The 26,220-nt window shown below is 70.0% G+C and carries 16 protein-coding genes; 6 read left to right on the plus strand and 10 right to left on the minus strand.

Annotation, left to right across the window (positions count from 1 at the left end):
• Positions 1-4 precede the first annotated feature (4 nt).
• Positions 5-217, minus strand: coding sequence for an MbtH family protein (locus QR77_RS00550; protein ID WP_040019155.1), 213 nt, complete (start codon positions 215-217; stop codon positions 5-7).
• A 253-nt stretch (positions 218-470) separates the two neighbouring features.
• On the opposite strand from QR77_RS00550, the gene QR77_RS00555 reads away from it, so the two are divergent.
• Positions 471-1,583, plus strand: a complete 1,113-nt coding sequence (locus tag QR77_RS00555; protein WP_040027016.1) for an alpha/beta hydrolase-fold protein — start codon at positions 471-473, stop codon at positions 1,581-1,583.
• A gap of 39 nt (positions 1,584-1,622) precedes the next feature.
• On the opposite strand, the gene QR77_RS00560 is transcribed toward QR77_RS00555, so the two are convergent.
• From QR77_RS00560 to QR77_RS00595, 8 genes are all read right to left on the minus strand, one after another.
• On the minus strand, positions 1,623-3,323 hold the full coding sequence (locus QR77_RS00560) for an ABC transporter ATP-binding protein (RefSeq protein ID WP_040019156.1): 1,701 nt from the start codon (positions 3,321-3,323) through the stop codon (positions 1,623-1,625).
• On the minus strand, positions 3,310-14,316 hold the full coding sequence (locus QR77_RS00565) for a non-ribosomal peptide synthetase (RefSeq protein WP_040019157.1): 11,007 nt from the start codon (positions 14,314-14,316) through the stop codon (positions 3,310-3,312). The genes QR77_RS00560 and QR77_RS00565 overlap by 14 nt, the downstream gene beginning before the upstream one ends.
• Positions 14,317-14,374: 58 nt before the next feature.
• The gene (locus QR77_RS00570; protein ID WP_040019158.1) at positions 14,375-16,162 is read right to left on the minus strand and encodes an ABC transporter ATP-binding protein; all 1,788 of its coding nucleotides are present in this window, start codon (positions 16,160-16,162) and stop codon (positions 14,375-14,377) included.
• A gap of 64 nt (positions 16,163-16,226) precedes the next feature.
• Complete coding sequence (locus QR77_RS00575) at positions 16,227-17,276, minus strand: iron-siderophore ABC transporter substrate-binding protein (protein WP_040019159.1); 1,050 nt, start codon at positions 17,274-17,276, stop codon at positions 16,227-16,229.
• 127 nt (positions 17,277-17,403) lie between these two features.
• Entirely contained in the window at positions 17,404-18,243 is an 840-nt protein-coding gene (locus tag QR77_RS00580; protein ID WP_040019160.1) for an ABC transporter ATP-binding protein, read from the minus strand.
• Positions 18,244-18,266: 23 nt separating this feature from the next.
• Positions 18,267-19,343 carry an iron chelate uptake ABC transporter family permease subunit gene (locus QR77_RS00585; RefSeq protein ID WP_040019161.1) on the minus strand — a complete coding sequence of 359 codons (1,077 nt, stop codon included), beginning with the start codon at positions 19,341-19,343 and terminating at the stop codon, positions 18,267-18,269.
• The gene (locus QR77_RS00590; protein ID WP_040019162.1) at positions 19,340-20,416 is read right to left on the minus strand and encodes an iron ABC transporter permease; all 1,077 of its coding nucleotides are present in this window, start codon (positions 20,414-20,416) and stop codon (positions 19,340-19,342) included. The genes QR77_RS00585 and QR77_RS00590 overlap by 4 nt, the downstream gene beginning before the upstream one ends.
• A gap of 53 nt (positions 20,417-20,469) precedes the next feature.
• Entirely contained in the window at positions 20,470-21,789 is a 1,320-nt protein-coding gene (locus QR77_RS00595) for a lysine N(6)-hydroxylase/L-ornithine N(5)-oxygenase family protein (RefSeq protein ID WP_078876400.1), read from the minus strand.
• 249 nt (positions 21,790-22,038) lie between these two features.
• Here QR77_RS00595 and QR77_RS00600 point away from each other — a divergent pair, with 249 nt between their 5' ends.
• The 5 genes from QR77_RS00600 (at position 22,039) to QR77_RS00620 (ending at position 25,740) form a co-directional block, all read left to right on the plus strand.
• Positions 22,039-22,986 carry a methionyl-tRNA formyltransferase gene (locus QR77_RS00600; RefSeq protein WP_040019164.1) on the plus strand — a complete coding sequence of 316 codons (948 nt, stop codon included), beginning with the start codon at positions 22,039-22,041 and terminating at the stop codon, positions 22,984-22,986.
• A gap of 97 nt (positions 22,987-23,083) precedes the next feature.
• The gene (locus QR77_RS00605; protein WP_040019165.1) at positions 23,084-23,473 is read left to right on the plus strand and encodes a VOC family protein; all 390 of its coding nucleotides are present in this window, start codon (positions 23,084-23,086) and stop codon (positions 23,471-23,473) included.
• Positions 23,474-23,561: 88 nt separating this feature from the next.
• Positions 23,562-24,200: a TetR/AcrR family transcriptional regulator gene (locus QR77_RS00610; RefSeq protein ID WP_040019166.1), complete on the plus strand. Its 639-nt coding sequence runs from the start codon at positions 23,562-23,564 to the stop codon at positions 24,198-24,200.
• An 85-nt stretch (positions 24,201-24,285) separates the two neighbouring features.
• Entirely contained in the window at positions 24,286-24,900 is a 615-nt protein-coding gene (locus tag QR77_RS00615; protein WP_040019167.1) for a hypothetical protein, read from the plus strand.
• A 171-nt stretch (positions 24,901-25,071) separates the two neighbouring features.
• Entirely contained in the window at positions 25,072-25,740 is a 669-nt protein-coding gene (locus tag QR77_RS00620; RefSeq protein ID WP_078877725.1) for a haloacid dehalogenase type II, read from the plus strand.
• Between the two features lie 106 nt (positions 25,741-25,846).
• Here the strand turns inward: QR77_RS00620 and QR77_RS00625 are convergent, their stop codons facing one another.
• On the minus strand, positions 25,847-26,140 hold the full coding sequence (locus tag QR77_RS00625; protein WP_040019168.1) for a putative quinol monooxygenase: 294 nt from the start codon (positions 26,138-26,140) through the stop codon (positions 25,847-25,849).
• Positions 26,141-26,220: the final 80 nt, after the last annotated feature.

A 26,220-nucleotide genomic window follows, 5' to 3' on the forward strand; every position in this document is an offset into this window, starting at 1 on the left:
GGGGTCAGGCGTCGGTGGGCGCCGCCAGGGATCGGGGGCGCAGATCGGTCCAGTGGGTCTCGATGAAGTCCAGGCATGCCTCCCGGGTGTTCTCGGCGAGGGCAATCGTCCACCCACCCGGCACCTCGGCGAAAGACGGCCAGAGCGAGTGCTGCCCCTCGTCGTTCACCAGGACCAGGAAACGGCCTTCGGGGTCGTCGAAGGGGTTGGTGCTCATGTCGGTGCCTCCTCGGGGCCGACGGGGCCGGTGACGGCCGCGCCGGGAGTGTGCGTCAGGTCGTCGGTGTGAGGCCGGTCCAGGCCGGCTTCGAGGGTCCTCTCACTGCCGACGGGATCGGGAACATCAAGAGAAGATACATTAGGTTAGCCTTGCCTAAGGCGAATTGAGCTTAGCCTCCCCCCTTCCCTCTCACAAGGAGACGTTCATGCAACTGGTGCCGGACCATGGGCGGTCGCCTCACCAGCCGGTCATGGCTGATCCCGTCACCGACCTCGCGGCCGGCGGGGAGAACGACTTCGCCGCGTTCGGGCTTCCCGGGGAACCTGGCACCGACGCGTTCTGGGCGGCGGCGCGTACGCCCGTGTCGGTACCCGCCGACGACGGCGGCTGGCTGACCTTGTTCCTGTGGCGCGGGTCTCCGGCGACCATCGACTTCGAGAGCTGGTCGGGGCCCGTACCCCTGCGCCGGTGGGGTGACACGGACTGCTGGTACGCCGAGGTGCGCATGCCCCGGCGCCTGCGGGTGACCTACCAACTCCTCGCGGACGGCGCCGCGTACGCCGACCCGTTCAACCCGGTCGGTGCGGGCGGTGACCGGTCCGTCGCCGCCACACCGGACACACCGGCTCAGCCGCACTGGCCCGTCATCGGCGCTGACGACGTCCTGCCCCTCCCCCGTACCCGGCTCCGCTGGATCAGCGAGCGGCTCGGCGGACGACGCACCGTCCGAGTCCATCCGGCGGGCGGCGGCGGGCCGGTGGTCCTGCTGCTCGACGGCGACGACTGGCTGTATCTGCACCCGGCCATGGCCGCGTTCGACTCGGCTGTCGCCAGTGGCGAGATGCCCGCCGTCACCCTCGTCTTCGTTCCGGCCAGGGACAGGGAGGCCGAGTTCGGGTGCGGGCGCGAACTGTGGGAAGCGGTCGAGGACGAACTGCTGCCGCTGGTCGCGGAATCCGGCGTACCCGCCGACCTGGACCGGTTGGTGGTCGCGGGTCAGAGTCTCGGCGGGCTGAGCGCGATGTACGCCGCGCTGGAGTTCCCGCACCTCGTCTCGCGCATCGCCTGCCAGTCGCCGTCGTTCTGGTGGACGCCCGGAGCCCTGGACCTGGCGGATCCCCTGAGCGGCCCGGTCGGCGGCGCGACCGCCGCGCGCCTGCGGGAGGCTCCCGACCTGTCCGGGCTGCGGTGCGCCTTCGACGTGGGGGAACACGAGACGCCGATGCTGCCGCACTGCGAGCAGGTCGAGACGCTGGCCGAACAGGCCGGTGCGACCGTACGTATCTCACGGTCGGCATCGGGCCACGACCGGGCGGGCTGGCGGGGCGCCCTGCTCCGGGATGTCGCCTGGGCGCTCGCCTGAGCACACAGCCAGGTCACCGCGCCACTGCCGGCCGGCGGGTCACCGCGCCACCGCCCGGCAGTAGTCCTCGTCCGAGGCCAGGAGGTTACGGTGGGTGTCCTCGGCGGTGATGACACCGTCGTCCAGGACGAGAACACGGTCGGCGGCGTCCAGGAGAGCCGGGCTGCTGGTGATCACCAGGGTGGTACGCCCCCGGCGCAGCTTCGCGACATTGCGCGCGATGAGCTGTTCGGTGACCGCGTCGACCGCCGTCGTGGGGTCGCGAAGGACCAGCACGTCGCTGTCGACGGCCAACGCACGTGCCAGGGACAGCCGTTGGCGCTGCCCTCCGGAAAGGTTGGCGCCCCGGTCGCGCACGCCGTAGTCGAGTCCTTCGCGGTGAAGGGCGACCACGTCGGTCAGCATGGACGCCTCGACAGCCTCGGGGACCAGTCGGCTGGTGCCCGACGGGTCGATGTTCGTACGGAGGGTGCCGGCGAAGATCTCCCCGTCGTACGGGTTGACCAGCATGTGCTCGCGGACCGCCTCGATCGACAGGTCCGTGATCGCCTCCCCGCTGACACGCACCGTTCCCTCGAACGCGCCGGGTGGCACATTGACGGCCAGGATCGAGGCGAGGTCGGCCGCCGCGCGCGGCTGGTAGACGGCGATCGCCACGAACTCACCGGCGCCCACCTCGAACTTGAGCTCGCGCAGGGCCCCGTACCGTACGCAGTCCACCTCGAGGTCTCCGCCGGCGGCCGGGCGCTCCTCCCCCAGCGTTGTCAGCGGCGGCGCGGTCAGTACGAGTGCCATCCGCTCGGCCGAAGCGCGCGCGATCATCACGTACTTGGGCATCTCCGAGAACATCTTGAGCGGTTCCATGATGAACTGCGCGAGGCCCACGGCCATCACAAGCTCTCCGACATTGATCCGGCCGCCGAACGCCAGCCAGCCGGCTGTCAGGGTCACGGCGGCGGCGAGGACCGCGTTGAGGGCGAGCGCGGTGCCCGCGTACGCGCCGTTCACCTTGGCGACCGTGACGGCCTGGTGCTTCGCCTCCGCGCTGACCTTCCGGTACGACAGGAACGCCGCGCTGTTGCCGCCGAAGCCGTGCAGCGGGCGCAGGCCGGTGATCAGGTCGGCGACCTTCGCGCCCGCCCGCGCCACCCGCGCCTGCTGTTCGCGGGTACTGGCGCCGATCCGCCTGGACATGACGGCCAGGACCGACAGGATCGCGACGGTTCCCACGATCACCAGTAGGCCGAGCCGGACGTCGGCCAGGCCCAGCGCGACAGCGGCGACCAGCACCGCGACCAGCGAGCTGATCAGCAGCGGCACCACCTCGATGATGTCGGCGGTCTGATCGGCGTCCTCGGTGGCGATGGTCAGCACTTCGCCGGACTTCAGGTCGACGTCCCTGGCCACCGGCTGGAGTCCGCAGGCCGCCACCCGCACCCGCCACCGGTGCGCCTCGGTCGTGTTGGCCTTCTGCAGGACCCGCATCCCGAACCGCCACGACAGCGACACCGTCGTGATGATCACGGCCAGAGCGGCGATCGACAGGGCGAGCGCGCCGAGGCTTCGGTGCTGCATCGTGTGTTCGACGATCAGGCCGAGCGCGATGGGGAAGGCGGTCTCGGCCGCCTGGTACATGCCCATGAGTACGGTGCCCGCCGTCATCGCGCCGACGTTGCGGCGCAGAGCGGTCCGGAGGATGTCGGACCCCGGGCGGGGCCGCTGCGTGTCAGGAGTGGTCATCAAGGTGACGGGCAATCGCTTCCGGGGTTCGCAGGGTGAACAGATCACGGATCGTGATCACAGGACCGTACGCGCGGCGGAGCAGCCCGATCAGCCGCACCGCCACCATGGAGTGCCCGCCGAGGGACACGAAGTCACTCACCGCGCTCAGTTCGTCGTCGTCCAGGTCCAGTGCCTCGGCGAAGAACTCGCAGACCGCGGTCTCGGTCCCGGTCTCCGGGCCGCGCTCGCCCGCCGTGGTCAGCGCGCCCAGCGGCTTGGCCGCCGGCAACGCCTTGGTGTCGGCCTTCCCGTTCACCGTCAACGGGATGCTGTCGACCTGGGCGTAGTGCGTCGGACGCAGAAAGTCCGGCAGCCCGGCGCCCACTTCGGCGGCGACCACCGCCAAGTCTGCGCCGTCCAGCACGAGATAGGCGGCCAGCCGGTACGCGCCGTCGACCCCCGGGTCGGGCTGGGCGACCGCGGCGACGAACCGTACGGCAGGGTGAGCCGCGAACACGGCCTCGACCTCGCCGAGTTCGACCCGGTGCCCCCGGATCTTGACCTGTTGGTCGGTGCGGCCCAGGTACGTCAGGTTCCCGTCGGGCCGCCGGACCACCAGGTCGCCCGTGCGGTACATGCGTTCACCGGATGCGCCGAACGGGCAGGCGACGAAGCGGTGCGCGGTGTGGGCGGGCTGCCCGAGATAGCCGCGCGCGATGCCGATGCCCGACACGTACAGCTCGCCGGGTACGCCGTCCGGCAGCGGCCGCAGCCACGGGTCCAGCACGTACACATCGGTGTTGTCGATCGCCACGCCCACCACGGGGTCCTGGCAGTCGAAGGTGCCGACGCCAAGGGTGTTGATGGTGCACTCGGTGGGCCCGTACAGGTTGTAGCCGACCGTCCCCTTACTCTCGGCGAGGCGCCGCCACAACGCCGGTGTGACGGCCTCGCCACCCAGCAGGACCAGCGCCGGCCGCCGCCCCGGATCGTCGAGCAGTCCCTCGGCCACCAACTGCTGCGCGTAGGTCGGCGTCACGTTGATGACGTCGATCCCGTGCTCAAGGCAGTACTCGACCAACCGGGGCGCGTCGCGGCGCAGTTCCTCGTCGCAGATGTGCACTTCGTGGCCGTCGGCCAGCCACAGCAGCTCCTCCCACGACATGTCGAACGCGAACGACACGGTGTGCGCTATCCGGAGGACCCGGTGGCCGTGCTCGGCGAGGACCGGCTCGAAGATCCGGCGCTGATGGTTGATGAGCATGTTGGTGAGCCCGGCGTACTCGGTCACCACGCCCTTGGGCTTCCCGGTCGATCCGGAGGTGTAGATCGTGTACGCGGGGTGCCGCAGGCGGTCCGGGTCGTCCGGCGCGAACGTCGCACACGGCTCGGCCTCGGGCAGCGGCCGGTCCAGCTCGATCAGCTCGCCGGTCAGCCGGTGCGACACGGCGCTCACGGTGAGGATCAGCTCCGGGCGGGCGTCAGCGACGATCGCGGCGATCCGCTCGTCCGGGTGGTCCAGCTCCAGTGGCACATACGCTGCGCCGACGCGCAGTACGGCGAACAGCGCCACGATCGAGTCGAGGGAGCGCGGGATCGCGAGACCCACGGTCGTCTCGGGTCCGATGCCCCGCAGGGCGAGCACCCCCGCCACCGCCCTGCTGCGGTCGCGGAGTTGGGCGAAGGTCATGGTCGCGCCGTGGGCGACGAGCGCGACCCGCCCGGGGTCCCGGTCCGCCGCCCGGTCGAACCGGTCGACGACGGTGTCCGTGCCGATGTCCGTACGTCCGGCGGGCTCGGGTTCCGGTCCCAACCCCCGTAGCGCGCCCACCGGTCCGGCCGACCGGGTCAGCTCGTCGAGGACCCGCAGGTAGTCGTCGAGGAGACGACGGGCGTTCCCGGTGTTCTCGTCCCGGTGCTCCAGCTTGACCGTGAGCCGCTCGCCGGGCGTGACGACCCAGGTGAAGGGGTAGTGCGTGGAGTCGTCGGCGCGCACCGACTCGATGCCGTGCTGGGCGTTCATCTCGGCGAACGCGTCCATGTCCAGGAAGTTCTGGAGCACGAACAGGTTGTCGAAGAGGGTGTTGTGCCCACTGGCCCGCTGGATCTCGCCGAGCCCCAGGTGCTCGTGCTCCATCGCCTCGACCCTGGCCGCCTGTACGGCCGACAGGTACGCGCCGACCGTGTCGCCCGGCCGTGGCCGCGTCCACATGGGCACGGTGTTGAGCAGAACACCGACGATGCCGGACAGCCCCTCGCCCTCGCGGCCCGAGACGGTCACACCGAACACGGCGTCACTCCGGCCGGTGTGTGCGCCGAGGAGGAGGCCGAAAGCGCCGGTCAGTACGGAGTTCAGTGTGACGCCGTGCACCCTGGCCGCTTCCCGCAGCCGTTCCGACAGGTCGGCGGAGAGTGTGTGCGTCAACGCGCGCGGCAGGTCGTCCGAGAAGGACGGCTCCGGTCCGGCGAGCAGCGTCGGGCCCGGCAGGCCGGCCAGGTGCTCCGCCCAGAAGCGTTCCGATACGGCCGGGTCCTTGGCGTCGAGCGTCCGGGCGTAGTCCTCGAAGCTCGGCGTGGCCGGGGCCGCGTCGAGCGGCTCGCCGGCGACGACGGCCTGGTAGGCGCCGAACAGGTCCCGGAGCAGGATCTCGCGGGACCAGCCGTCCCACAGCAGCAGGTGGTAGCTCAGCAGCAGGCCGTCCCGGTCGTCGGGCAGCCGTACGACGGTCAACCGGATCAGCGGCGGCTCACCCGGGTCGAATCCCGTGTCGCGGTCCTGGTCGCGCAGGGCCTCGATCTCCGTCTCCGCCGACAGACGGACCGTACGGACACCGACCCGCCGGCCCGCCTTCAGCACCTGGACCGGGTTTCCGTCGTCGTCGGTGGTGAAGCCGGCGCCGACGACCGGGTGGCGCCCGATCACGTAGGCCATCGCCTCGGCCAGCGCGTCGGTGTCCAGACACCGGTCGAAGGTGAAGTAGCTCTGCGCGACGTAGTGTCCGGCCGAGCCCGCCATCTGGGCCTGGAAGAACAGGCCGCGCTGGAGCGGGGTGACGGGCGCCGTACGCTCGGCCGTCGCCGAGGCGTCCGCGACGCGCTCCAGGGCGTCGCGCCAGTGCTCGGTGATCTCGTCGGGGATGCCCTCGGTGAGGGTGAACGCCGCGTTCAGGCTCCCGGTGGCGTCGTCGGTCCACGCGTTGACCTCGACGGCGTACGGGCCGGTCTGATCGCCGGCGGTGAGCTGCGGCGCCTGGGACTCGCCGCCCCGGCCGAGGTAGTTGAAGAGGACCTGCGGGCGGGCTGTCAGCAGCGGGGCCGTCTGCGGGTTGAGGTACCTGAGCCGGCCGTAGGCGACGTGCCCGCCTTCGTCCGGCTGGCGTGCGGCGATCTCGTGCGCCGCGGCGACAGGGTCGGTGTGTGCGGTGAGCCGTACGGGCGCGATGGAGGTGAACCAGCCGACCGTACGGGTGTAGTCGTGGTGTTCCAGGGCGGGGACCCGGCCGTGCCGCTCCAGCTCGATCGCGAGATCGGTGGGTGACGGCTGTACGCACGTCAGCGCGGTGCGCAGTGCGCCGCACAGCAACTCGGTGAGACCCACGCCGAGTACGGCGGGCGCGGTACGCGTCACGCGGTCGCTCACGTCGGGCGCGAGCACAACCGTTCGCTCGCGGGATCCTTCCACTGTGCTCAGCAGCGCGGGCGCCTGGAGCGTGGTGACCCAGTGCCCGAGGTCGTCGAGCACCTGGGTGGACCGCGCCACCAGGGCTTCGGCGTATTCGGCGTAGGACGAGGTAGGCGGCGGCAGGGCCGCCCCGCTCATGGCGGTGGCCAGGTCGTCGAGGAGGATCAGCCAGGACACCGAGTCGACGGCGAGGTGGTGCACGGTGACCACCAGGGTTCGGCTCGCCTCGAGCCAGGCGAACGCGATGACTTCGCCGGACTCGGGATCGAGCCGGCCTGCGGCCTCGTTCGCCGCGGTCGTCGCATCCGTCCCTTCTTTCCGTACGACGGGGACCTCGCGGGCGGGTTCGGTACGCAGTGCCCAGGCGCCGTGCTCGACGCGCAGCCGCAGCCGGAGCACCGGGTGGGCGGCCACAACGGCGTTCGCGGCGCGCTCGGCGTCGGCGAATCCGCTGCCCTCGGGCGCCACCAGCGTCCTGGCCTGAGCGAACCGGGCGAGCGATCCGCCCAGTTCCCGCTGGCGCAGGATGATCGGCGTCGGTGGCAGCGGGCCGTCCTCGCGGTGGGAGGAGACGGACGGCCCGGCCCCCGGTGTACGCGTCCCCAGGTGCTCGGCGAGCGCGCGCGGTGTCCGGAACAGGAACACGTCGCGGGGCGCGACGGGCAGGCCGAGCGCCCTGGCACGGTTGATCAGGGTGATGGCGACGATGCTGTCGCCCCCGGCCATGAAGAAGTCGGTGTCGCCGTCCGCTGCGGAGCCGGGCAGCGTCTCGGCGAAGATGCCGACGAGTGTGGCGAGTGCGGAACCACTCGCGGCCACCGGGGTGTTGTCCTGTGCGGCGGCACGCTCGGTCAGGGCCTTGCGGTCCAACTTGCCGTTGACCGTGAGCGGCAGGGCATCGACCGGCAGCACCCGGCCCGGCACCATGTGCGGGGGCAGCTTCGTGGTCAGCAGGTCGGTGAAATCACCGGGCACCCGGCCCACGACGTGTGCGACGAGGTGGTCTCCGCTGTCCGCCACGGTGACCGCCACATCGGTCACACCGTCGAACTCCCTGACGGCTGACTCCACTTCACCGAGTTCGATACGGAAGCCCTTGAGCTGCACCTGGTCGTCGGCACGGCCGGCGAACTCCAGCTCGCCGTCGAGCGTACGGCGAGCGAGATCGCCCGTGTGGTACATGCGGGAGCCGTCGCGGGCGAACGGGTTCGCGACGAACCGGCCGGCGGTGAGCCCCGGCCTGCCCAGGTAACCGAGCGCCACCTGGTCGCCTGCGACATAGATGGCGCCCACGCGGCCCGGCGGCACCGGCCGGAGCCGGTCGTCGAGCACATAGGTGACCAGGCCGGGAATCGGACCGCCGATCGGGCTGATGTCGTCGCCGAGGCCGAAGTCCTCGTCGGTCAGCACCCGGTGGGTGACGTGGACGGTGGTCTCGGTGATGCCGTACATGTTGACCAGCTCGGGTGACCCGGTGCCGTGCCGCTCGACCCAGCCGCGCAGCCGCCCGAGATCCAGCGCCTCGCCTCCGAAGATGACCCGGCGCAGTGCCGTGACCGGTTCGCCGGCATGCCGGTCGGCCTCGATGAACTGGTAGAACGCCGACGGGGTCTGGTTGAGCACCGTCACTCCGCGCTCACGGACCAGCCGGTGGAAGTCCACCGGGGAGCGGGTCAGCCCGTACTCCGGCACGAGCAGCTCGCCGCCGTGCGCCAGCGCGCCCCACAGCTCCCAGACCGCGAAGTCGAAGGAGAAGGAGTGGAATTGGACCCACACGTCGTGCGGGCCGAAGTCCATGCCGGGCCGGGTGTTCGCGAGCAGCGTCACCACACTGGAGTGCGGGACGACAACGCCCTTGGGCCTGCCGGTCGATCCGGACGTGTAGATCACGTACGCGGGGTCGTGCCAGGCCGCCTCGGCACTGGTTGTCCCGGACTCGACAGTGTCGAACTCGGCGGTTTCCAAAGGCAGTTCGTCCCCCTGCACGAGCACGCGGGCCGACACGCCGGCTCGGGCCAGCAGTTCGGTGAAGCGCTCGCGCTGTTCACGGCCCACGAGAACGACCTGCGGAGCGGCGTCGGCGAGGATGTACTCCAGCCGTTCGTCCGGATACGCCACGTCCAGCGGTACGTACGCGCCGCCCGCGGTGACGACCGCGACCAGGGCGACGACCTGCTCCACGGAGCGCGGGACGGCCACGGCGACCCGCTTGCCCGGCCCGACACCGGCCGCGCGCAGGGCCGAGGCCAACGCGCCCTTGGCCTCCGCCAGTTCTCCGTAACTCAGCGACCTGGTACCACCGTCGAGACCGCACTGGGTGACGGCGGTGGCCGCCGGGTCACGGGTCACGGCCGCGTCGAACAGCCCGCCCAGGGTGGTCGGGGCGATGCGCGCGGGACACCGGCCGGCCTCGGGTGCCAGGTCGTGGACCAGGGCCTCCGGCCGGCTGAGCAGGCCGGTGAGGGTCCGGGTGAACGTACGCAGGATCGCCTGGGCGCTCGACTCCCGCAGCAGTGCGCCGTCGTAGATCAGGTTGAAGCGCGGACGGGCGTCGCGTGTGCGCTCCACCACCAGCGTCAACGGGTAGTGCGGGGCGCCCTCGTTCACGATGTCGGTGATGACGAGCGTGTCGCCGGGCCGCCGCAGACCGTCCACGTCGGTGGCGACATCGAACACCACCAGAGTGTCGAACAGCGGGCCGGCGCCTGCCTGGCGGCCGATCCGTGCCAGCGAGACATGCTGGTGCGGCAGTACCGCGCTCTGGTGTTCGCGCACCGCGGCGAGCAGGTCGCGCGCCGTGGTGCTGTCGGCCCAACGAGCCCGTACGGGAATCGTGTTGATGAACAGGCCCACCATGTCCCCGATGCCGGGCAGGTCCGCGTCGCGCCCGGACACCGTGGACCCGAACACCACGTCCTCGCTGTGCAGGATGCCGCCCAACGTCAGGGCCCAAGCGCTGTGTACGGCCACGCTCAGGGGCACGCCCGCCGACCGGACGGCCGCGTCGAAGTCCTGACCGTCGACACCGTCCGCGGTGTCGACGCCGTCGGCGCTTTCGGCGCGGTCGTCACCGAGTTCGACCGCGGTGTCGGCGAACCGGTCGGACGGGGTGTGCCCCTCGGCGACCAGCGAGGGGCCGGGCAGCTCGGCGAGTTCGCCGCCCCACACCCGGTCGCTCTCCTCGTCGTCGCGTTCGGCGAGCCACCTCACGTAGTCGCCGAAGCCGCCGAGCGGATACACGGTCCGCGGCGCGTGGTACTCGGCCAGCAGAGCGCGGAGCATCGGTGGCACCGACCAGCCGTCGGCGATGAGGTGGTGCACGGTCTGCACCAGGACGTTCCGTCCCGCGCCGGCGCGGATGAGTGTGTACCGCGTCAGCGGTCCCACTGCCAGATCGAACCCGGTGCGACGGTCCCGCTCGGCGAGGTCGCGGATTTCGTCGTCGGTGATGCCGGGGCGGTCCAGCGTGCTGAAGGGGGCGTCCACACCACGCTCGTGTACGGAGACCACGCGCCCGTCGGCCAGGGCGATGAACCGCGCGGCCAGGTTCGGGAACAGCGTGAGCAGCCGGGTGGCGGCCGCCGCCAGCCGGTCGGCGTCCACCTCGCCCTCCAGCGTGAGCAGTTGCTGCTCGACATAGCTGCCGGTCGCGTCGTCGTCGAAGACCGAGTGGAAGTACAGCCCCTCCTGCAAGGGGGTCAACGGCAGGACGTCCCGTAGCGCCGGGCCGTCGAGGCCGTCGACATCGGCCTGCGTGAGCGGCACCAGGCCGAAGTCGCTGGGAGAGTGACCGCCCTGGTCGAGTGCGGCCAGCCCTGCCAGCCCGGCCAGGGCCATCCGGAAGTACTCGCCGAGAGTGGCGATGTCCTCGTCGGTGAACATCCCGGCGGGCCAGGAGAGGGTGGTGACCAGCTCGTACGCACCGGTCGTGGCGGGCTCGGCGATCGCGTTGAACTCCAGGGCGCGCGGCAGCCGCATCCTCGGGTCGCGCTTCTCCCCCAACTGCCCAGTGGTCCGTGCGAGTTGCCAGTCACCGGACGCGCCCGCCTCGAAGCGGCCAAGGTAGTTGAACAACACCTGCGGTGCGGATGCGTCGAACTCGGCCTGGGCCAGGTACCGCAGGGCGCCGTAGGAAACCCCGTTGTCCGGCACCCGGGCGAGGTCTTCCTTGACCGCCTTGAGCGCGGCGGCCAGATACTCGGGTGCGGTGAAATCGGCCGCCGTGCCGGGGTCCACGATCACCGGGAACAGCGTGGTGAACCAGCCCACGGTGCGGGAGAGTTCCGGCTCGAAGCCGGCGGTCCCCGCCACGAACCCTCCCTCGCGGCCGTGGCCTTCCAGCTCGATGTGCGCGAAGGTCTGATCCTGCCCGAGGTCGCGGCGCCACCGGGCAAGGGTGACGGCGAGCGAGGTCAGCAGTACGTCGTTGACGCGGGCGTGGAACTTCGCCGGAATGTCGCCCAGGAGCGCGGCCGTAACCTCCGGACCGACCGAGACGGTCCGTGTCCGCTCCCCCGCGACGGTGTCGGCCTCGGACAGCGCGCGCCTGCCGACCGGTCCGTCCGCTCCCGGCAGGGGACGCCGGAAGTAGGCGTCGTCCGCGTCGAAGGCCGCGCGCTCCAGCAACTGTGTCCAGCGCCGGAACGACGTGCCCACCGGGGGCAGTTCGATCGGTGCGCGCGAGGCGAACTGCCGCCACGCCGTGGCCAGGTCCTCCATCAGGATCCGCCAGGACACACCGTCGATCACCACATGATGGACGACCACGACCAGGTGCCGTGCCTCGCGGCGCCACACCGCGCGCAGCATCACGCCGTTGTCCGGGTCGAGCCCGTCAGCGGCGAGCGCGACGCACTCGTCGAGCGGACGGTCACTCTCCTGCCACCGCGTGAGGGCCTGGTCCGCCTGGTCCGCCTGGTCCGCCTCCGGGATGTCGAAGCTCCAGCGCTCGCCGCGTACCAGCCGGGCACGCAGCATGGCGTGCCGCCCGACCACGGCGGCGAGGATCTCGTCGAGGGCGTCGGCGGTCAGGTCCGCCGGGGTGTTCAGCACCACCGACTGCACGAACCCGTCGATCGCGTCCGTGGTCTCGCCGAGCCACCGTACGACGGGCGATCCCACGAAGGAACCGGTCGCGACATCACGGTGGTCCACGGTGGAGACGTCCTCCCGGCTCGCCACCGCTGCCAGCGCCCCCACCACGCTGTTGCCGAAGATCTGCCGTGCCGTGACGTGGAGACCCGCGTCCCGCAACGCGCTCAGCAGCGAGATCGCCAGGATGCTGTCTCCGCCGAGCTGGAAGAAGTCCTGGTCGACACCGACCTCGTCAAGCCGCAGCACCGCCCCGACCGCCGCGCACACCAGGTGCTCGTTCTCGGTGGCGGGCGGGACGATCGAGCCCGCTCCGAGGGCGGGCTCCGGCAGCGCCCCCCGGTCGAGCTTGCCGTTGGCGGTGAGCGGGAACTCCTTCATCACGACGAAGTGGGCGGGCACCATGTACTCGACCATGTGCTCGGCGGCCCACGCCTTGACCTCGTCCGCCCGCAGGTCCCCGCTCCCGGACGCCGGGATCACGTACCCCACGAGGTACGTGCCGCCCGCCGTGTTCTTCTTCGCGACGACGCAGGTGTGCCGTACCCCGGGGTGTTCCGCGAGACCGGCCTCGACGTCCTCGATCTCCAGCCGCATGCCACGGATCTTGATCTGGTTGTCGGCCCGGCCGAGGAAGTCCAGCGACCCGTCCGGGGCGAACCGCGCGAGGTCACCGGTCCGGTAGAGCCGGGAACCGTCCCCGGCGAACGGGTTCGCCACGAACCGGGACGCGGTCAGGCCCGGCGCGTTGACGTACCCGCGCCCGAGCAGGAACCCGCCCGCGTACAGCTCGCCGCCGACCCCGACCGGGACCGGGCGCAGTTCGTCGTCCAGTACGTACAACTGCGTGTTGGGGTTGGCCTTGCCGATCGATGTGGACAGGCGTTCCGCCGCGCCCCGGTAGATGACGTGCGAGACGCCGATCGTCGTCTCGGCCGGCCCGTAGCCGTGGTAGAGGGGGATGTCGAGCCGGGTACGGAACCGCTCGTACAGCTCCGGGGTCAGCACCTCGCCGCCGCACCACACGTGCCGCAGGCTGTCGAGGCGCCCGGAGTCGCCGGCCATTTCCAGCAGTACGTCCAGCATGGAGGAGACCAGGTATGTGAAGGTGACGCGCTGCTCGGCGATCACGCTGAGCAGGTGGTGCGGGTCGCGTTCGCCGCCGGGCCGCAGGATCACCAACCTGCCGCCGGATACCAGCGGCAGGAAGATTTCGTTGATGGAGATGTCGAACGACAACGGCGCCTTGAACAGCGAAGCGTCGTCGTGGCCGAAGCCCAGGATCTCGTCAACCTGCCACAGCAGGCGCTCGCTGATCGCTTCGTGCCGGATCATCGCGCCCTTGGGCCGCCCGGTCGAACCGGACGTGAAGATCACGTACGCCAGAGCCGCGCCCGGGACACGCACCTCGGGTCCCTCGACGGGGCAGGAACCGAATTTCCAGTCGCCGAGGTCGACGGCAACGGCTTCCGGTTCACCGGAGTCGCTCTCACCCGAGTCGTTGAGCTGGAGCACGATCCGGGCGTCCTCGATGACGACGGCCCGGCGCGCTGCGGGCCACTGCGGATCGAGCGGTACGAAGGCGCACCCCGCCCGGAGCACGGCGAGGAGCCCGATCACCATCTCGGCCGAGCGGCCCAGCGAGATGCCGACGACTTGTTCGGCGGTGAAACCAAGCTCGCTCAGATGGTGGGCCAACTGGCCGGAGAGGTCAGCCACTTGGCGATACGTCAGCGAGCGGTGCTCGTCGACGACAGCGACGGCGTCCGGCCTGTTCCGTGCCTGCTCGCGGAACATCTCCACGACGGTCGGGCGGACCCGGTCGGTCCCGGTGTCGTTCCACCCGGCCAGGGCCTCGATCCTCGCCGCGGCGCTGGACGGACCGATGGTGCCGAGGGTCCGGTCGGGGAAGTCTGCCAGGTCGTCCAGGGCGAGTTGCGCCTCGGCCGGGTCGACACCTTCGGGGACGGCGATGCTCCGGCCCTCGTCCGGGCCGCACGTACCGGCTTCCCAACTGCCGTACCCGCCGCCGCCGTTGTCGACCCATCCGAGGACGTCGGTGAACAGCGTGCCCGGGGCGAGGTCCATGCCGTCGGGACTCCGGCCGGTCGCCCAGTACGACAGCCCGATGGCGCACGCTGCGGCGATGGTCCGGTCGGAGTAGTCACCGGTCCGCCGGCGTATGTCGGCCAGACGCGCGGGAGAAAGCAGCACGAGACGAGCGCTCGGTTCCATCATCGAAGACTCAGCATCCCTTCCAAGGCATGAAAGTTAGCCTAACCTAACTTAGGATTACCTAACTACCCTCACGCCAGGCCCGCCACAATCGCGCGTACCGGCCGCCCAGAGCCACCAACTCCTCGTGTGTCCCCCGCTCCACCACGCGCCCCTCCTCCAGCACGGCGATCCGGTCCGCCGCCATCGCCTGGGTCAGCCGGTGTGCCACGAACAGCGTGGTCCGGCCCGCGCACGCGGCCAGCACGGCCCGCTCCAGCTCGGCGGCGCCCTCGCTGCCCGCCTCAGCCGTCGACTCGTCGAGCACCACCACCGGCGACCGGCTCAACACCAGCCTGGCCAGCGCGACTTGGGCCACCTTGGTGCCGTCCAGGCGCTCGCCGCCCTCGCCGACCAGGGTGTTCAGGCCCTCAGGCAGCGCGTCGACCCACCGGTCGGCGCCGACCGTACGCAGAGCGTCCATCAGCCGGGCGTCGGTCGCTTCCGGCGCGGCGAGCCGCAGGTCGTCGGCGAGCGCGCCGGAGAAGATGTGCGTCTCCTGCGTCAGAATGCTCACCAGGGCGCGCGCCCCCGCCTCGTCCAGATCGGCGAGGTCGTTCGGGCCGACGCGTACCGAGCCGGCCCCCGGGGTCCCGATGCCGGCGATCAGGGCGGCCAGGGTCGACTTGCCCGCACCCGTCGCCCCCACCAGGGCGAGCGAACCACCCGCCGGAATGGTCAAGTCGACGTCCCGGAGGACCGGTTCCTCGGTGTCGGGATAGCTGAACGTCAGCCCCTCCACGGTCACCGGGTACGGCGCGGTGTCCGCCGCCGTAACGGACCTGTCGCCCACCAACCGGTCCTCGGCAGGTTCCCCCAGTACCCCGACGAGGCGGACCAGGCTCGCGCCCGACTTCTGCGCCTCGTCGAAGGTGAACATGATGGCGCCCAGCGGGGTGAACAGCCGGTGGAACATCAGCGGCGCCGCCGACACCTCGCCCAGACTGGCGGAACCGGTCTCCAACAGGGCGTACCCCACCACGAGGATCAGGACGAGCCCGATGAACTCCGCGCGGTTCTCCCTGCCGACGAACCGGCCGAAGAACCGGAACACCTCGATGCCGAGATCGCGCACCCGCCACGACTCACGGGTGACCGTCTCGCGGACGGCGCCCTCAAGGCGGTACGCCCGGACCGTGTCGATTCCGTTCAGACCGCTGATCAACGCCTGTGCGCGGTCCGCCTGAGCGGCGCGTTGCTTGCGGTAGAGCGGGGCGGACCGGGGGAGGTACCAGCGCAGGGCCAGGGCGTACGCGGGCAGCGCGCCGGCGCCCGCCAGGCCGAGCCGCCAGTCCAGCCCGAACATGCCGGCCGTCGCTATGACGACCAGCAGCCCGGCCGAGAACACCGTGGGGATGGCCGTCCGGATACCGTTGGACAGCACTGCCACATCGTCCCCGACCCGGGACAGCACATCGCCCCTGCCGACCTGCTCGATCCGGGCGCTCGGCATCCCGAGCACCGCCCGGACTGCGCCTTCCCGCAGCCGCGCGAGCAGTTCGGCGCCCAGCCGTCCGATCAGGTACGTCGACGCCGCGGTGGCCGCGGCGCCGAGCAGCGCGGCGGCCCCCAGCAACACCCCGATCGTGACCAGGACCGAGCGCGATCCGCCCTCGGCCACCCCGTCGACCACCCGGCCGAGCAGGAGCACCGGGACCACCTGGAGCGCCGCGCCCGCCACCGTACTGAGTACGGTGGCGGCCGTCAGCCGCGGCGCCGCCCGGCAGTGCGCCACCACCCACCGGGTGGCCTCACCCCCGGTCGCCGCGCGCAAGGTCGCCGGCGGGACGCGCGTGTCGGTGGCGCTCATACGCGGGCCATGTCGAGCCGGGGGCGCGACAGGTTGACCGTCATCTCCAGTCGACCGGCCATCTCTAGTCGACCGACTTGACGAGTTCGTCGATCGCGTACGGCAAGGACAGCAGGGTGCTCTGGGACATGGCAGCGCCGACCGCCGGGCCCTCGCTGTCCAGCAGATACGTCACCTTCCCGTCCTTGACCGCCGACAGGTTGGTGAACAGCGCGAACTTCTTCAACGCCTCTTGGTCCGCCTTGTCGTTGATGACGAAGATGTGGTCGACGTCGACCAGGTCCATGCGCTCGGGGGACAGCACGGTGGAGAACTCGCCACCCGCGATCTTGTCGATCCCCGTCGCCCCCTTGTAGCCGATGCCTGTCAACAGCCGTCCACGCACATCGGTTGTGGTGAAGGGCGCGACCGAATCCTTGTACCAGGACAGCGCGACGGCGGTCTGCTTCGCGAACTCCGGGTGCGCCTTACGAGCCGCGTCGAGCTTGTCCTGGATGCCCTGGACCAGCTTGGCACCCTCGTCCGCCTTGCCGAGCGCCTTGGCGATGTGGACCGCGTTCTGCTGCCACGGCGCGCTGAACGGTTCCTTCTCGCCCTTGGTACGGCCCACCGTCGGGGCGATCTTGGAGAGTTTGTCGTAGGCGTCCTGGTCGATCTCCGAGTAGACCGCGATGATGAGGTCCGGCCGAAGGGCGGCGATCTTCTCGTAGTTGGGGCCCGAGTCGCCGTTGTTCATGATGACCTCGGGACGCGCCCCGCCCCACTTGTCCTTCACCCACGGCCACTGGGTGTTGATGTCGGGGGTCTTGCCCGCCGGGTTCGGGTACTGGTCGACCATGCCGACCGGCTTGACGCCGAGCGCCAGGACGTCCTGGTCGTCCGTGTAGCCGACGGTGACGACCCGCTGGGGAGCCTTGGGGATCGTCGTGGATCCGAACGCGTGCTCCACGGTGACCGGGAACGCGCCGGTGGCGACACCCGGGGTGTTGTCGCTCGGCTTCTCCGCCGGGTCGGAACCACATGCCGTCAGCAGGCCGACACCGAGGGCCGCGGCGGACAGTATCGCCGCCACCCGCCGCCACGGCTTCACCAGCGTCGTTCGAAGGAGGAGCATCCGGAATCCCTTGCTTTCGCGCTGCCCGCCACCCCCTGTTAAGGGCAGCCAAACCTTACTTTGAATGAGTAAGGCTAGCCTAGCCTTACTTGGAGGTTTTCGTGCCAGGTTCCGGCCCGTACGGCGCTCAGACGTGCGTACGGCCGATCGGTACGATCAGCGGCCCGCCGCCCACCGGGGTGTCGATCACCTCGGCGCGCAGCCCGAACGCCCGGTGCAGCAGCTCAGGGGTGATCACGTCACGCGGATGTCCCTGCTCCAGGATCGACCCGTCCCTCATCACAATGAGGTTGTCGCTGTAACGCGCCGCCAGATTGAGGTCGTGCAGCACCATGACCACGGTGCATCCCGCCTCGTGCAGGTCGTCCACCAGGTCGAGTACGTCGATCGCGTGCGCCAGGTCCAGGTAGGTGGTCGGCTCGTCCAGCAGCAGCAGGTCGGTGCCCTGAGCCAGGGTCATCGAGATCCAGACGCGCTGTCGCTGCCCGCCGGACAGCGAGTCCACCGGCCGGTCGGCCAGTTCGGACACCCCGGTCATGGCCAGCGCGCGCTCCACGACGTCGGCGTCGTCCGACGACCACTGCCGTAGCCAACTCTGGTGCGGATGGCGCCCCCTGGCGACCAGGTCGGCCACCGTCAGCCCCTCCGGGGCGACCGGGGCCTGCGGCAGCAGTCCGAGCTTCTTCGCCACGTCCCTGGTCCTGAGCTTGACGATGTCCTCGCCGTCCAGCACGACCGACCCCTTGGCCGGTTTGAGCAGCCGCGTCAGGGTGCGCAACAGGGTTGATTTCCCGCACCCGTTGGGGCCGATGATCGTGGTGATCACCCCTGGCGGGATCGCCACGTCGAGATCGTCGATGACGGTCCGGCCGCCGTACCCGACCGTGACGCCCTTGGCCACGAGGCGGGAGACGCCATCGGTCCCATCGACCCGGGACACGGTCTCGGTGGTGTGTTGAGCGACCACAAGCACCCCTCTATTGGATTTGCCTAACTTCGCGTCATCTGGCGGACGTTCGCCCGTACCAGCAGATAAATGAGGAACGGGCCGCCGATCGCCGCGGTGACCACGCCGACCGGAAGGGTGATGGGCAGCGCCGTACGCGCGACCAGATCCGCACCGGTCAACAGCAACGCTCCCACCAGGCCCGAGGCCACCATCGGCGGCGTCGGGCACCTCGCCAGACGCATCGCCACCTGCGGCGCCACCAGCGCGACGAACGGCACAGGGCCGGCCGCGCTCACCGCCACGGCGGCCAGCAGGACCGCGCACAGCAGCAGGACCGCCCGCACCCGCGTGTACCGGACGCCCAGGCCCGCGGCGACCTCGTCGCCGAGGTGCATCGGCCTGAACTGGAAGGCGGCACCCGCCACGACGGCCAGGAGGACGAGCGTGCACCAGAACGCCACCCTGACCTCGTCCGACGGCCGGTTCTCCAGCGAGCCGACCAGCCACGCCTGGGCCCGGGCCACGTCCTTGATGTCGGCCTTGACCAGCAGCCAGGTCGTGATCGCCTCCATCACGGCGCTCACCGAGATGCCGATGAGGATGAGCCGGAAACCGTCGATCCCGCGCCGCCACGCCAGGAAGTACACCAGCAGACCCGTGCCGAGACCGCCGGCGAGCGCCGCCGCCGACAGTCCGACGGAGCTGACGACAGCGGCGGCGGTCCCGCCCGACACCGTCACCAGGAACACCGCGACCGCGCCGGCTCCCCCGGTGATCCCCAGAATGTCGGGGCTGGCCAGCGGATTGCGTGCGACGGACTGCGTGATCGCCCCGGACACACCCAGCGCGATCCCCACGACCAGACCGGCCAGGGCACGCGGCATCCGCAGATCCATGATGATGAACTCGTCGACCTGCCGGCCGCGGCCGAGGATCGTGGCGATCACCCGGGACAGACCGATGGGGAAGTCCCCGACGCCGATGGACAGGCAGAACACCAGGAAGGTCGCCGTCATCAGCAGCAGCGTGACCAGTACGATCCAGGGCCGCCATACGAACGACACCTGGCCGACCCGGACGCCCGGCGCCACCGATCGCTTCAACTCGGTCCCGTTCATGCGCTCCTGAACTTTCCACGCCACACCAGGACCGCGAAGAACGGGGCACCGAGGAGGGCGACGACAACACCCGCGTCCAGCTCACCCGGCCGTACCACCAGTCGCCCCACCATGTCGGAGACCAGCAGGACGACGGCGCCGAGCAGACCCGCGTACGGCACCAGCCAGCGATAGTCCGGCCCGGTCAGATACCGGGCCACATGGGCAACCATCAGCCCGAGGAACGCGATGGGGCCGCACGCCGCCGTCGCCGCGCCCGCCAGCAGTGTGATGGCGACGATGCCGACGGTCCGGCTCAGCGCGATGTTCACCCCGAGCCCCCGCGCCACGTCGTCCCCCAGGTTGAGCAGGTTGAGGGTGGGCAGCGTGGTCAGTGCCAGCACCAGCCCGACCGCGACGAGGGCGGTCACCGGCCAGATGACGTCGAATCCGACACCGGCCACGGAGCCCGCGTTCCAGAACCGCAGCGCGTTCAGCGACTTCTGGTCCGACAGGGCGATCGCCGTGGTCATTGCCGCCAGAAACACCGTGAGCCCTTGCCCGGCCAGTGCGAGCGTCAGCGGATTGCCGGCCCCCCGGCCGATGCTCGCGAGGCCGAACACGACGACGCCCGCGACCCCGGCCCCCAGGAAGGCGAACCAGACGTACTGGTACGGGTTGGTGAACCCGAACAGGGCGATCACCGTCACCACGGCGAACGAGGCGCCGGAGTTGACCCCCAGCAGGCCCGTGTCCGCGATCGGGTTACGCGTGTACCCCTGGATCAGCGCCCCGCCGACCCCCAGCGCGGCGCCCGCCACGATCGCGAGCACCGTCCGGGGCACCCGTACGGTCCGCACGATGAGCCTGATCTCGGTGAGCCGCTGGTCGGAGTCGGGCACGGCGAACAGCCCGTGCCACACCTCGCCGGGACTCAGCGCCCGCGCGCCGACCGCCAGCGACGCCGCCCCCGCGATCACCAGGATCACCAGGAGCGTGCCCAGACCCACAACCCGCCGCCGGCGGGCTTGTGTTCTGGCTCCGGCCTGTGTTCCGGCTCCGGGAGGAGGGTGCTCAACTGCGGTCGTGCGCATGTCGACGTACGTATCCCTTTGGTTCAGCGGGGAGGTATGGACGGCCGACCCGATCAGCCGCGTTCGACAACGGACTCGGCGCTCCGGTCGAGCAGCGAATCGAGAATCTCGCCGACCCGGATCGCGGTGTTGGAGAGCAGGGACGACGTGATGCCGTGGGTGTGCTCCGTACCGCCTTGCAGGTAGATGCCGCAGCGCAGGTCGAGGTCTGTCGCGACGCGGTAGTCGCGCCCGACGCGGACGCGGCCCTCCTCGTCGCGCAGGCAGCGCTCAGCGACCTGTCCGAGGAGGCCGAGCGGGTCGGAGGGGCTGTAGCCGGTGGCGAACACGACGACGTCCGCGTCCAGGGAGGTCTCCTCGCCCGTCACCAGGGACCTCACCGTGGTGTGGACCGTGTCCGGCGTCTCCTTGGCGTCGACGAGCCGGGACACGTTGAGGAAGCGCAGCCGCTCGGTGCCGAGGACCTTCTCCTGGTACATCTGCCGGTACAGGTCGTCGATCAAGTCGATGTCGACCACGGAGTAGTTGGTGTTTCCGTGGTAGTCCATCAGCCGGTTCTTCACGTCCTCGGGCGCGGCGAAGTAATCGTCGACCGCCGTGGGGTCGAAGATCCGGTTGGCGAAACCGCTGTCGTCGGCGGGGCTGTAGCCGTAGCGGGAGAAGACCGCGCAGATCTCGGCCTCCGGGAAGCAGCGGTGCAGGTAGGCGACGTTCTCCGCGGCGCTCTGCCCGGCACCGACGACAACGAACCGGGAGGGCGAGGTGCCCTCCAACTCCTTGACCCGCGAAAGCAGTTCGGAGGTGTGCCAGACGCGGTCGCCGCGCTCCACGCCCTCGGGCATACGGGGACGCAGCCCGGTCCCGATGACGAGGTTGCGGGCCCGGTGGACCGCGAGCCCCTCCCCCGACCGGACCGTCACGTCCAGGTACTCCACGGCTCCGTCCCGGACGACGGGTGTGACGCCGACGACCTCGTAACCGTAGGAGACCATGTCGTCGACCTTGGCCGCTGCCCACTCGAAGTAGTCGTGGAACTCCACCCGCAGCGGGAACAGGCTCTTGTGGTTGATGAAGTCGGTCAGCCGCCCCTTGCTCTTCAGGTAGCAGAGGAAGCTGAACTCACTGGTCGGATTCCGGAGCGTCACCAGGTCCTTGAGGAAGGACACCTGCATGGTCGCGTCGTCGATCAACATGCCACGGTGCCAGCCGAAGCGCGGCTGCTGCTCGAAGAAGTGAGCGGTGACCGTCTCCTGCCTGCCGACGCGTGCGTTGTGTTCGCTGAGCGCGATCGCCATGGCCACATTGGACGGGCCGAAGCCGATGCCTATGACGTCATGGACCGGTGCTGCGTCGCCAGGAAGAACCTGTGACATGTCACTCCCATCGTGCGGGGAAGCCGCCTGTCGGGCGTCGGGAAAGTACGGAACGCGAAAGGTGAGCGCGCCGACGAAGCGGCCCATCCAGACTTAGGTGAGCCTAAGCTAACCTCACTCGACTGTCGATGACAAGACGGCCTGACGCGTACCGGCGACGGACAACTGGGGCACCGAATGCGCCAGTTGCAAAGTAAGGTAAGCCTTGCTTTACTGCGTCGGTCAACCCCTGCCCTGAGGAGGAACCCCATGCGGGTCGTCATGTTCGGTTACCAAACCTGGGGGCACCGCACCCTGCAAGCCCTGCTGGACTCCGAGCACGACGTCGTACTGGTGGTCACACACCCCAAGAGCGAGCACGCGTACGAGAAGATCTGGAGCGACTCCGTCGCCGACCTCGCCGAGGAGCACGGCGTCCCGGTACTGATCCGCAACCGCCCGGACGACGACGAGCTGTTCGAGCGCCTCAAGCAGGCCGACCCGGACATCATCGTGGCCAACAACTGGCGGACCTGGATTCCCCCGCGGATCTTCGGCCTCCCGCGCCACGGCACCCTGAACGTCCACGATTCGCTGCTGCCGAAGTACGCCGGCTTCTCGCCGCTGATCTGGGCCCTGATCAACGGCGAGCCCGAAGTCGGCGTCACCGCGCACATGATGGACGACGAACTCGACGCCGGAGACATCGTGCGGCAGGAGGCGGTCCCGGTCGGCCCGGCGGACACCGCCACCGACCTCTTCCACAAGACCGTCGACCTCATCGCCCCGGTCACCGTCGGCGCACTCGGCCTCATCGCCGCCGGGCAGACGGAGTTCACCAAGCAGGACCGCTCGCAGGCGAGCTTCTTCCACAAGCGGTCCACCGAGGACATCCGCATCGACTGGACCTGGCCGGCGGCAGACCTCGAACGCCTGGTCCGCGCCCAGTCCGAGCCGTACCCCAGCGCCTTCACCTTCCACCGCGGCAAGCGACTTGAGGTCCTCGCAGCGGTGGTGTCCGAGGGCCGCTACGGCGGTACGCCAGGACGGATCTTCTACCGCGAGGGCGAGGGCGTGGTGATCGTCGCCGGAGCCGACGCCCGCACCGGCCGCAACCACGGACTGGCCATCACGCGCGTACGGACCGAGGAGGGCCGGGAACTGCCGGCGACGGAGTACTTCACCACCATGGGCGGCTACCTGACCAGCCGCCCCTGACACACCGACGGCAGCCGTCGCGTAGCTCTCGGGTTCGCCCCGACTCCGCCGGCCCCCCTTTGGAATCAATCATCTCCGGACGGGGCACAACCACACGGTGCATGTACTGAGTAGCAGGATCCTGCTCCGGCCCACCGATCCCGAGCGCTCACGGCTCTTCTACGGCGAGAAGCTCGGCCTGGAGGTCTACCGGGAGTTCGGCACCGGACCCGAGCGCGGCACCGTCTATTTCCTCGGCGGCGGCTTCCTCGAGGTCTCGGACCGCTCCGACGCGCCGCCCTCCCCCGGCCTGGAGCTCTGGCTACAGGTCGCGGACGTGCGGGCCACCCACGAGCAGCTCACACGGCAGGGGGTCGAGGTCCTGCGGCCACCCAGGAAAGAACCCTGGGGGCTGGTCGAGATGTGGGCCACCGACCCGGACGGCGTAAGGATCTGCGTCGTCGAAGTGCCGCAGGACCACCCGCTGCGCCACCGGCCGGGCACCTGAGCGGTCGGAGAAGGCCGACGGGCCACTCAGGCGCATGCGCATCCCTCAAAAGAGGGCTTCAAAGCCCAGAATGGTTTACGCTGGCTCCATGGCCACCACGATGACGTCCGGACAGAGCCTCACCCCCAAGGGGCTGGCGACACGGGAGCGGATCATCGAGGCCGCCGCCAAGCTGATCTACGAGCGCGGTGTCCATCTGACGAGCAACGAGAACGTGCGCCAGGAGGCGGGTGTCAGCGGTTCTCAGCTCACCCGTCACTTCCCCACCAAGGAAGCCCTCGTCCACGCCGTCATCGAGTGGCGGGCCGAAAAAGTGATCGAGGGCCACCAGGTCCCGCCGTTCGGTCGCCTGGACAGCATCACGGCGCTGCGCCGTTGGGCGCGGACGTACACCGACCGGGACGACATGGTGTGCGGCGGGTGCTCGTTCGGCTCCCTGGCCGCCGAGGTGATCAAGACCGGCCCGGCCGTCCGGAGCGAGGTGGCCGAGGGTTTCGCCCGCTGGTCCGAGCTGTTCCGGTCGGGACTGCAGTCGATGCGGGACCGGGGCGAGCTGAACTCCGCCGCCGACCCCCAGCAGTTGGCGACCATGCTGATGGCCGCCTTCCAGGGCGGCATGCTCCTGGACCAGGCCGCGGGTGACACCACCGCCCTCCGTCAGTCGCTCGCAGGTGTCATCTCCTACATCGAGACGTTCGCCGCCGCCCCCGCCGGCACACAGGACTGACACCTGCGACGCACCTGCGAGGCACCGGCAGGGCAGGACCGCAGGCAGGACCGTCCTCACACCACGAAGAGGAGGAGAGGCCCCCGTGTCCGAACGTAATCGGGTGACACCGCTGGGAGACATCGAAGCGTTTCCCCTGCGAGGCGCGTGGACGGGCAACCGCGGAATTCTGCACCGTGACCGGAAGATCGTCCGGCAGTACGCCAGCAAGCTGTGGCTCACATGTGCCCTGGAATACAAAGACAGTTACCGCGAACTGTGGCAGCCGGGCCGGGCAACCTTCCTGTACTTCTTCGACGAGGCGGTTTCCATGGCCGCCGGGCACCGGCCGTGCGCTCTGTGCCGGCGCACCAGCTACAACGCCTACCGCGAAGCCTGGGTACGAGGCCTGGGCGGCCCGTCGCCGACAGCGCAGCAGCTCGACAGCCGTCTGCACGCGGACCGGCTCCTGCCGGGAACGCACACCCGGCGCCTCAGTTCGCTGCCCTGGCGGTCCCTGCCGGACGGTGCGTTCGTCCTCGACGGCGACGCGCCGGAACTCGTACTGCGGGACCGGCTCGTCACGTGGACGCGTGAGGGCTACGCCGGAAGCCGGTCCCGGCCGGTGCGTGGTGACGTACGAGTCATCACGCCGGCGTCCACCGTCGCGGTGCTCCGCTCCGGGTATCCCGTACAGATCGACCGGAGCGCGTCCGAATGACCACCCCTCCATGCTGGTCAGGGGGTGACCGCTACTCGTCCGGACTCATCTTCGGGACGTGCCCGCGTACCTCAGAATCGACAGGAGGCTCTCGTGTCGAGTGACCATGCGACGCAAGTACCGTCGGGCACCGGCCAGAGGGAATGGACGGGAGTCGAACCCTCCGTGTTGGTGTTCGACGTGAACGAAACCCTGATTGATTTCGAGTCGATGAGTCCCCTCTTCGAGAGGCTCTTCGGCGACAAGCGCGTCCTGCGGGAATGGTTCGGGCACCTGGTCATGTACTCCATGACCGTCACCCTCTCCGGCCTCTACGAACCGTATTTCTCGCTGGGGCGAGGGCTCCTGAAGATGGTCGGGGACATCCACGGAGTGAAGGTCACCGAGTCGGACGTGGACGAACTGGAGACCGGCATGCGCGGCATGCCCGCACACCGGGACGTCGAGGAGGGCCTGACACTGCTGAAGGACGCGGGCTTCCGCATGGTGACGCTGACCAATTCACCGCATATCGCCGGCGAGCCCGGCCCCTTGGAGAGGGCCGGCATCGACGGTTACTTCGAGCGGCAGTTCACCATTGACACGATCCGTGCGTACAAGCCGTCACACCACGCTTACCACATGGTCGCCCAGGACCTCGGTGTGCCGGCGGCATCGTGTCTCATGGTCGCCACCCACGTGTGGGACACCGTGGGAGCGGAGAGCGCCGGATTCAGCGGAGGCCTCGTCACCCGGCCTGGCAATGCCCTTCTGCCGTTGCCAGGACTGCCGCAGCCCCATGTCGTCGCGGGAGATCTGCCCGGCCTGGCCCAGAAGCTCATCGAGCGCCGGCGCTCCTGACAGCGTCAGGCAGGGACGCCGTCCGCGGCGACCGCGAGCAGACAGCGACGCCGGCTTGATCAGCTCGCACCCCTTCCGGCCCGGCGGCTATCCGCACGGCATGGGGTCAGTCCGCCACGTCGAACGACTCGACCACTCGGTCGGCCAGACGAGGGACGATCTGCCCGAGCACCAGCTCCTTGAAATGCGGCGTCTCGCGATGCGCGTCGAAGGCGTCCCTGGAGGCGTAACGCTCGTAGATCATGACGCGGCGCGGGTCACCCACTTGCTGGTACACCTCGAAGGCCACATTCCCGGGCTCCGCCCGACTCGCTTCGGCCAGCATCGGATAGAGGGCGAGCGTCTCGTTCTCCTTGCCCTCGGCAATGGTGTGGCGCGCGATAACTTGCAGTTCAGCCATGACAAACCCCTCGTGGTGATGTTCGGCCGCCGGGAGCCGGCGGAGCGCGTGGCTCCGGTCGCTCTCGCTCTTCTTCCACC

This window comes from Streptomyces sp. 150FB (assembly GCF_000818195.1).
Classification (GTDB): domain Bacteria; phylum Actinomycetota; class Actinomycetes; order Streptomycetales; family Streptomycetaceae; genus Streptomyces.

Coding starts and splice junctions, on each gene's coding strand:
- QR77_RS00550 (WP_040019155.1), bottom strand. CDS start 217: ATGAGCACCAACCCCTTCGACGACCCCGAAGGCCGTTTCCTGGTCCTG.
- QR77_RS00555 (WP_040027016.1), top strand. CDS start 471: ATGGCTGATCCCGTCACCGACCTCGCGGCCGGCGGGGAGAACGACTTC.
- QR77_RS00560 (WP_040019156.1), bottom strand. CDS start 3,323: ATGACCACTCCTGACACGCAGCGGCCCCGCCCGGGGTCCGACATCCTC.
- QR77_RS00565 (WP_040019157.1), bottom strand. CDS start 14,316: ATGATGGAACCGAGCGCTCGTCTCGTGCTGCTTTCTCCCGCGCGTCTG.
- QR77_RS00570 (WP_040019158.1), bottom strand. CDS start 16,162: ATGAGCGCCACCGACACGCGCGTCCCGCCGGCGACCTTGCGCGCGGCG.
- QR77_RS00575 (WP_040019159.1), bottom strand. CDS start 17,276: ATGCTCCTCCTTCGAACGACGCTGGTGAAGCCGTGGCGGCGGGTGGCG.
- QR77_RS00585 (WP_040019161.1), bottom strand. CDS start 19,343: ATGAACGGGACCGAGTTGAAGCGATCGGTGGCGCCGGGCGTCCGGGTC.
- QR77_RS00590 (WP_040019162.1), bottom strand. CDS start 20,416: ATGCGCACGACCGCAGTTGAGCACCCTCCTCCCGGAGCCGGAACACAG.
- QR77_RS00595 (WP_078876400.1), bottom strand. CDS start 21,789: ATGTCACAGGTTCTTCCTGGCGACGCAGCACCGGTCCATGACGTCATA.
- QR77_RS00600 (WP_040019164.1), top strand. CDS start 22,039: ATGCGGGTCGTCATGTTCGGTTACCAAACCTGGGGGCACCGCACCCTG.
- QR77_RS00610 (WP_040019166.1), top strand. CDS start 23,562: ATGGCCACCACGATGACGTCCGGACAGAGCCTCACCCCCAAGGGGCTG.
- QR77_RS00625 (WP_040019168.1), bottom strand. CDS start 26,140: ATGGCTGAACTGCAAGTTATCGCGCGCCACACCATTGCCGAGGGCAAG.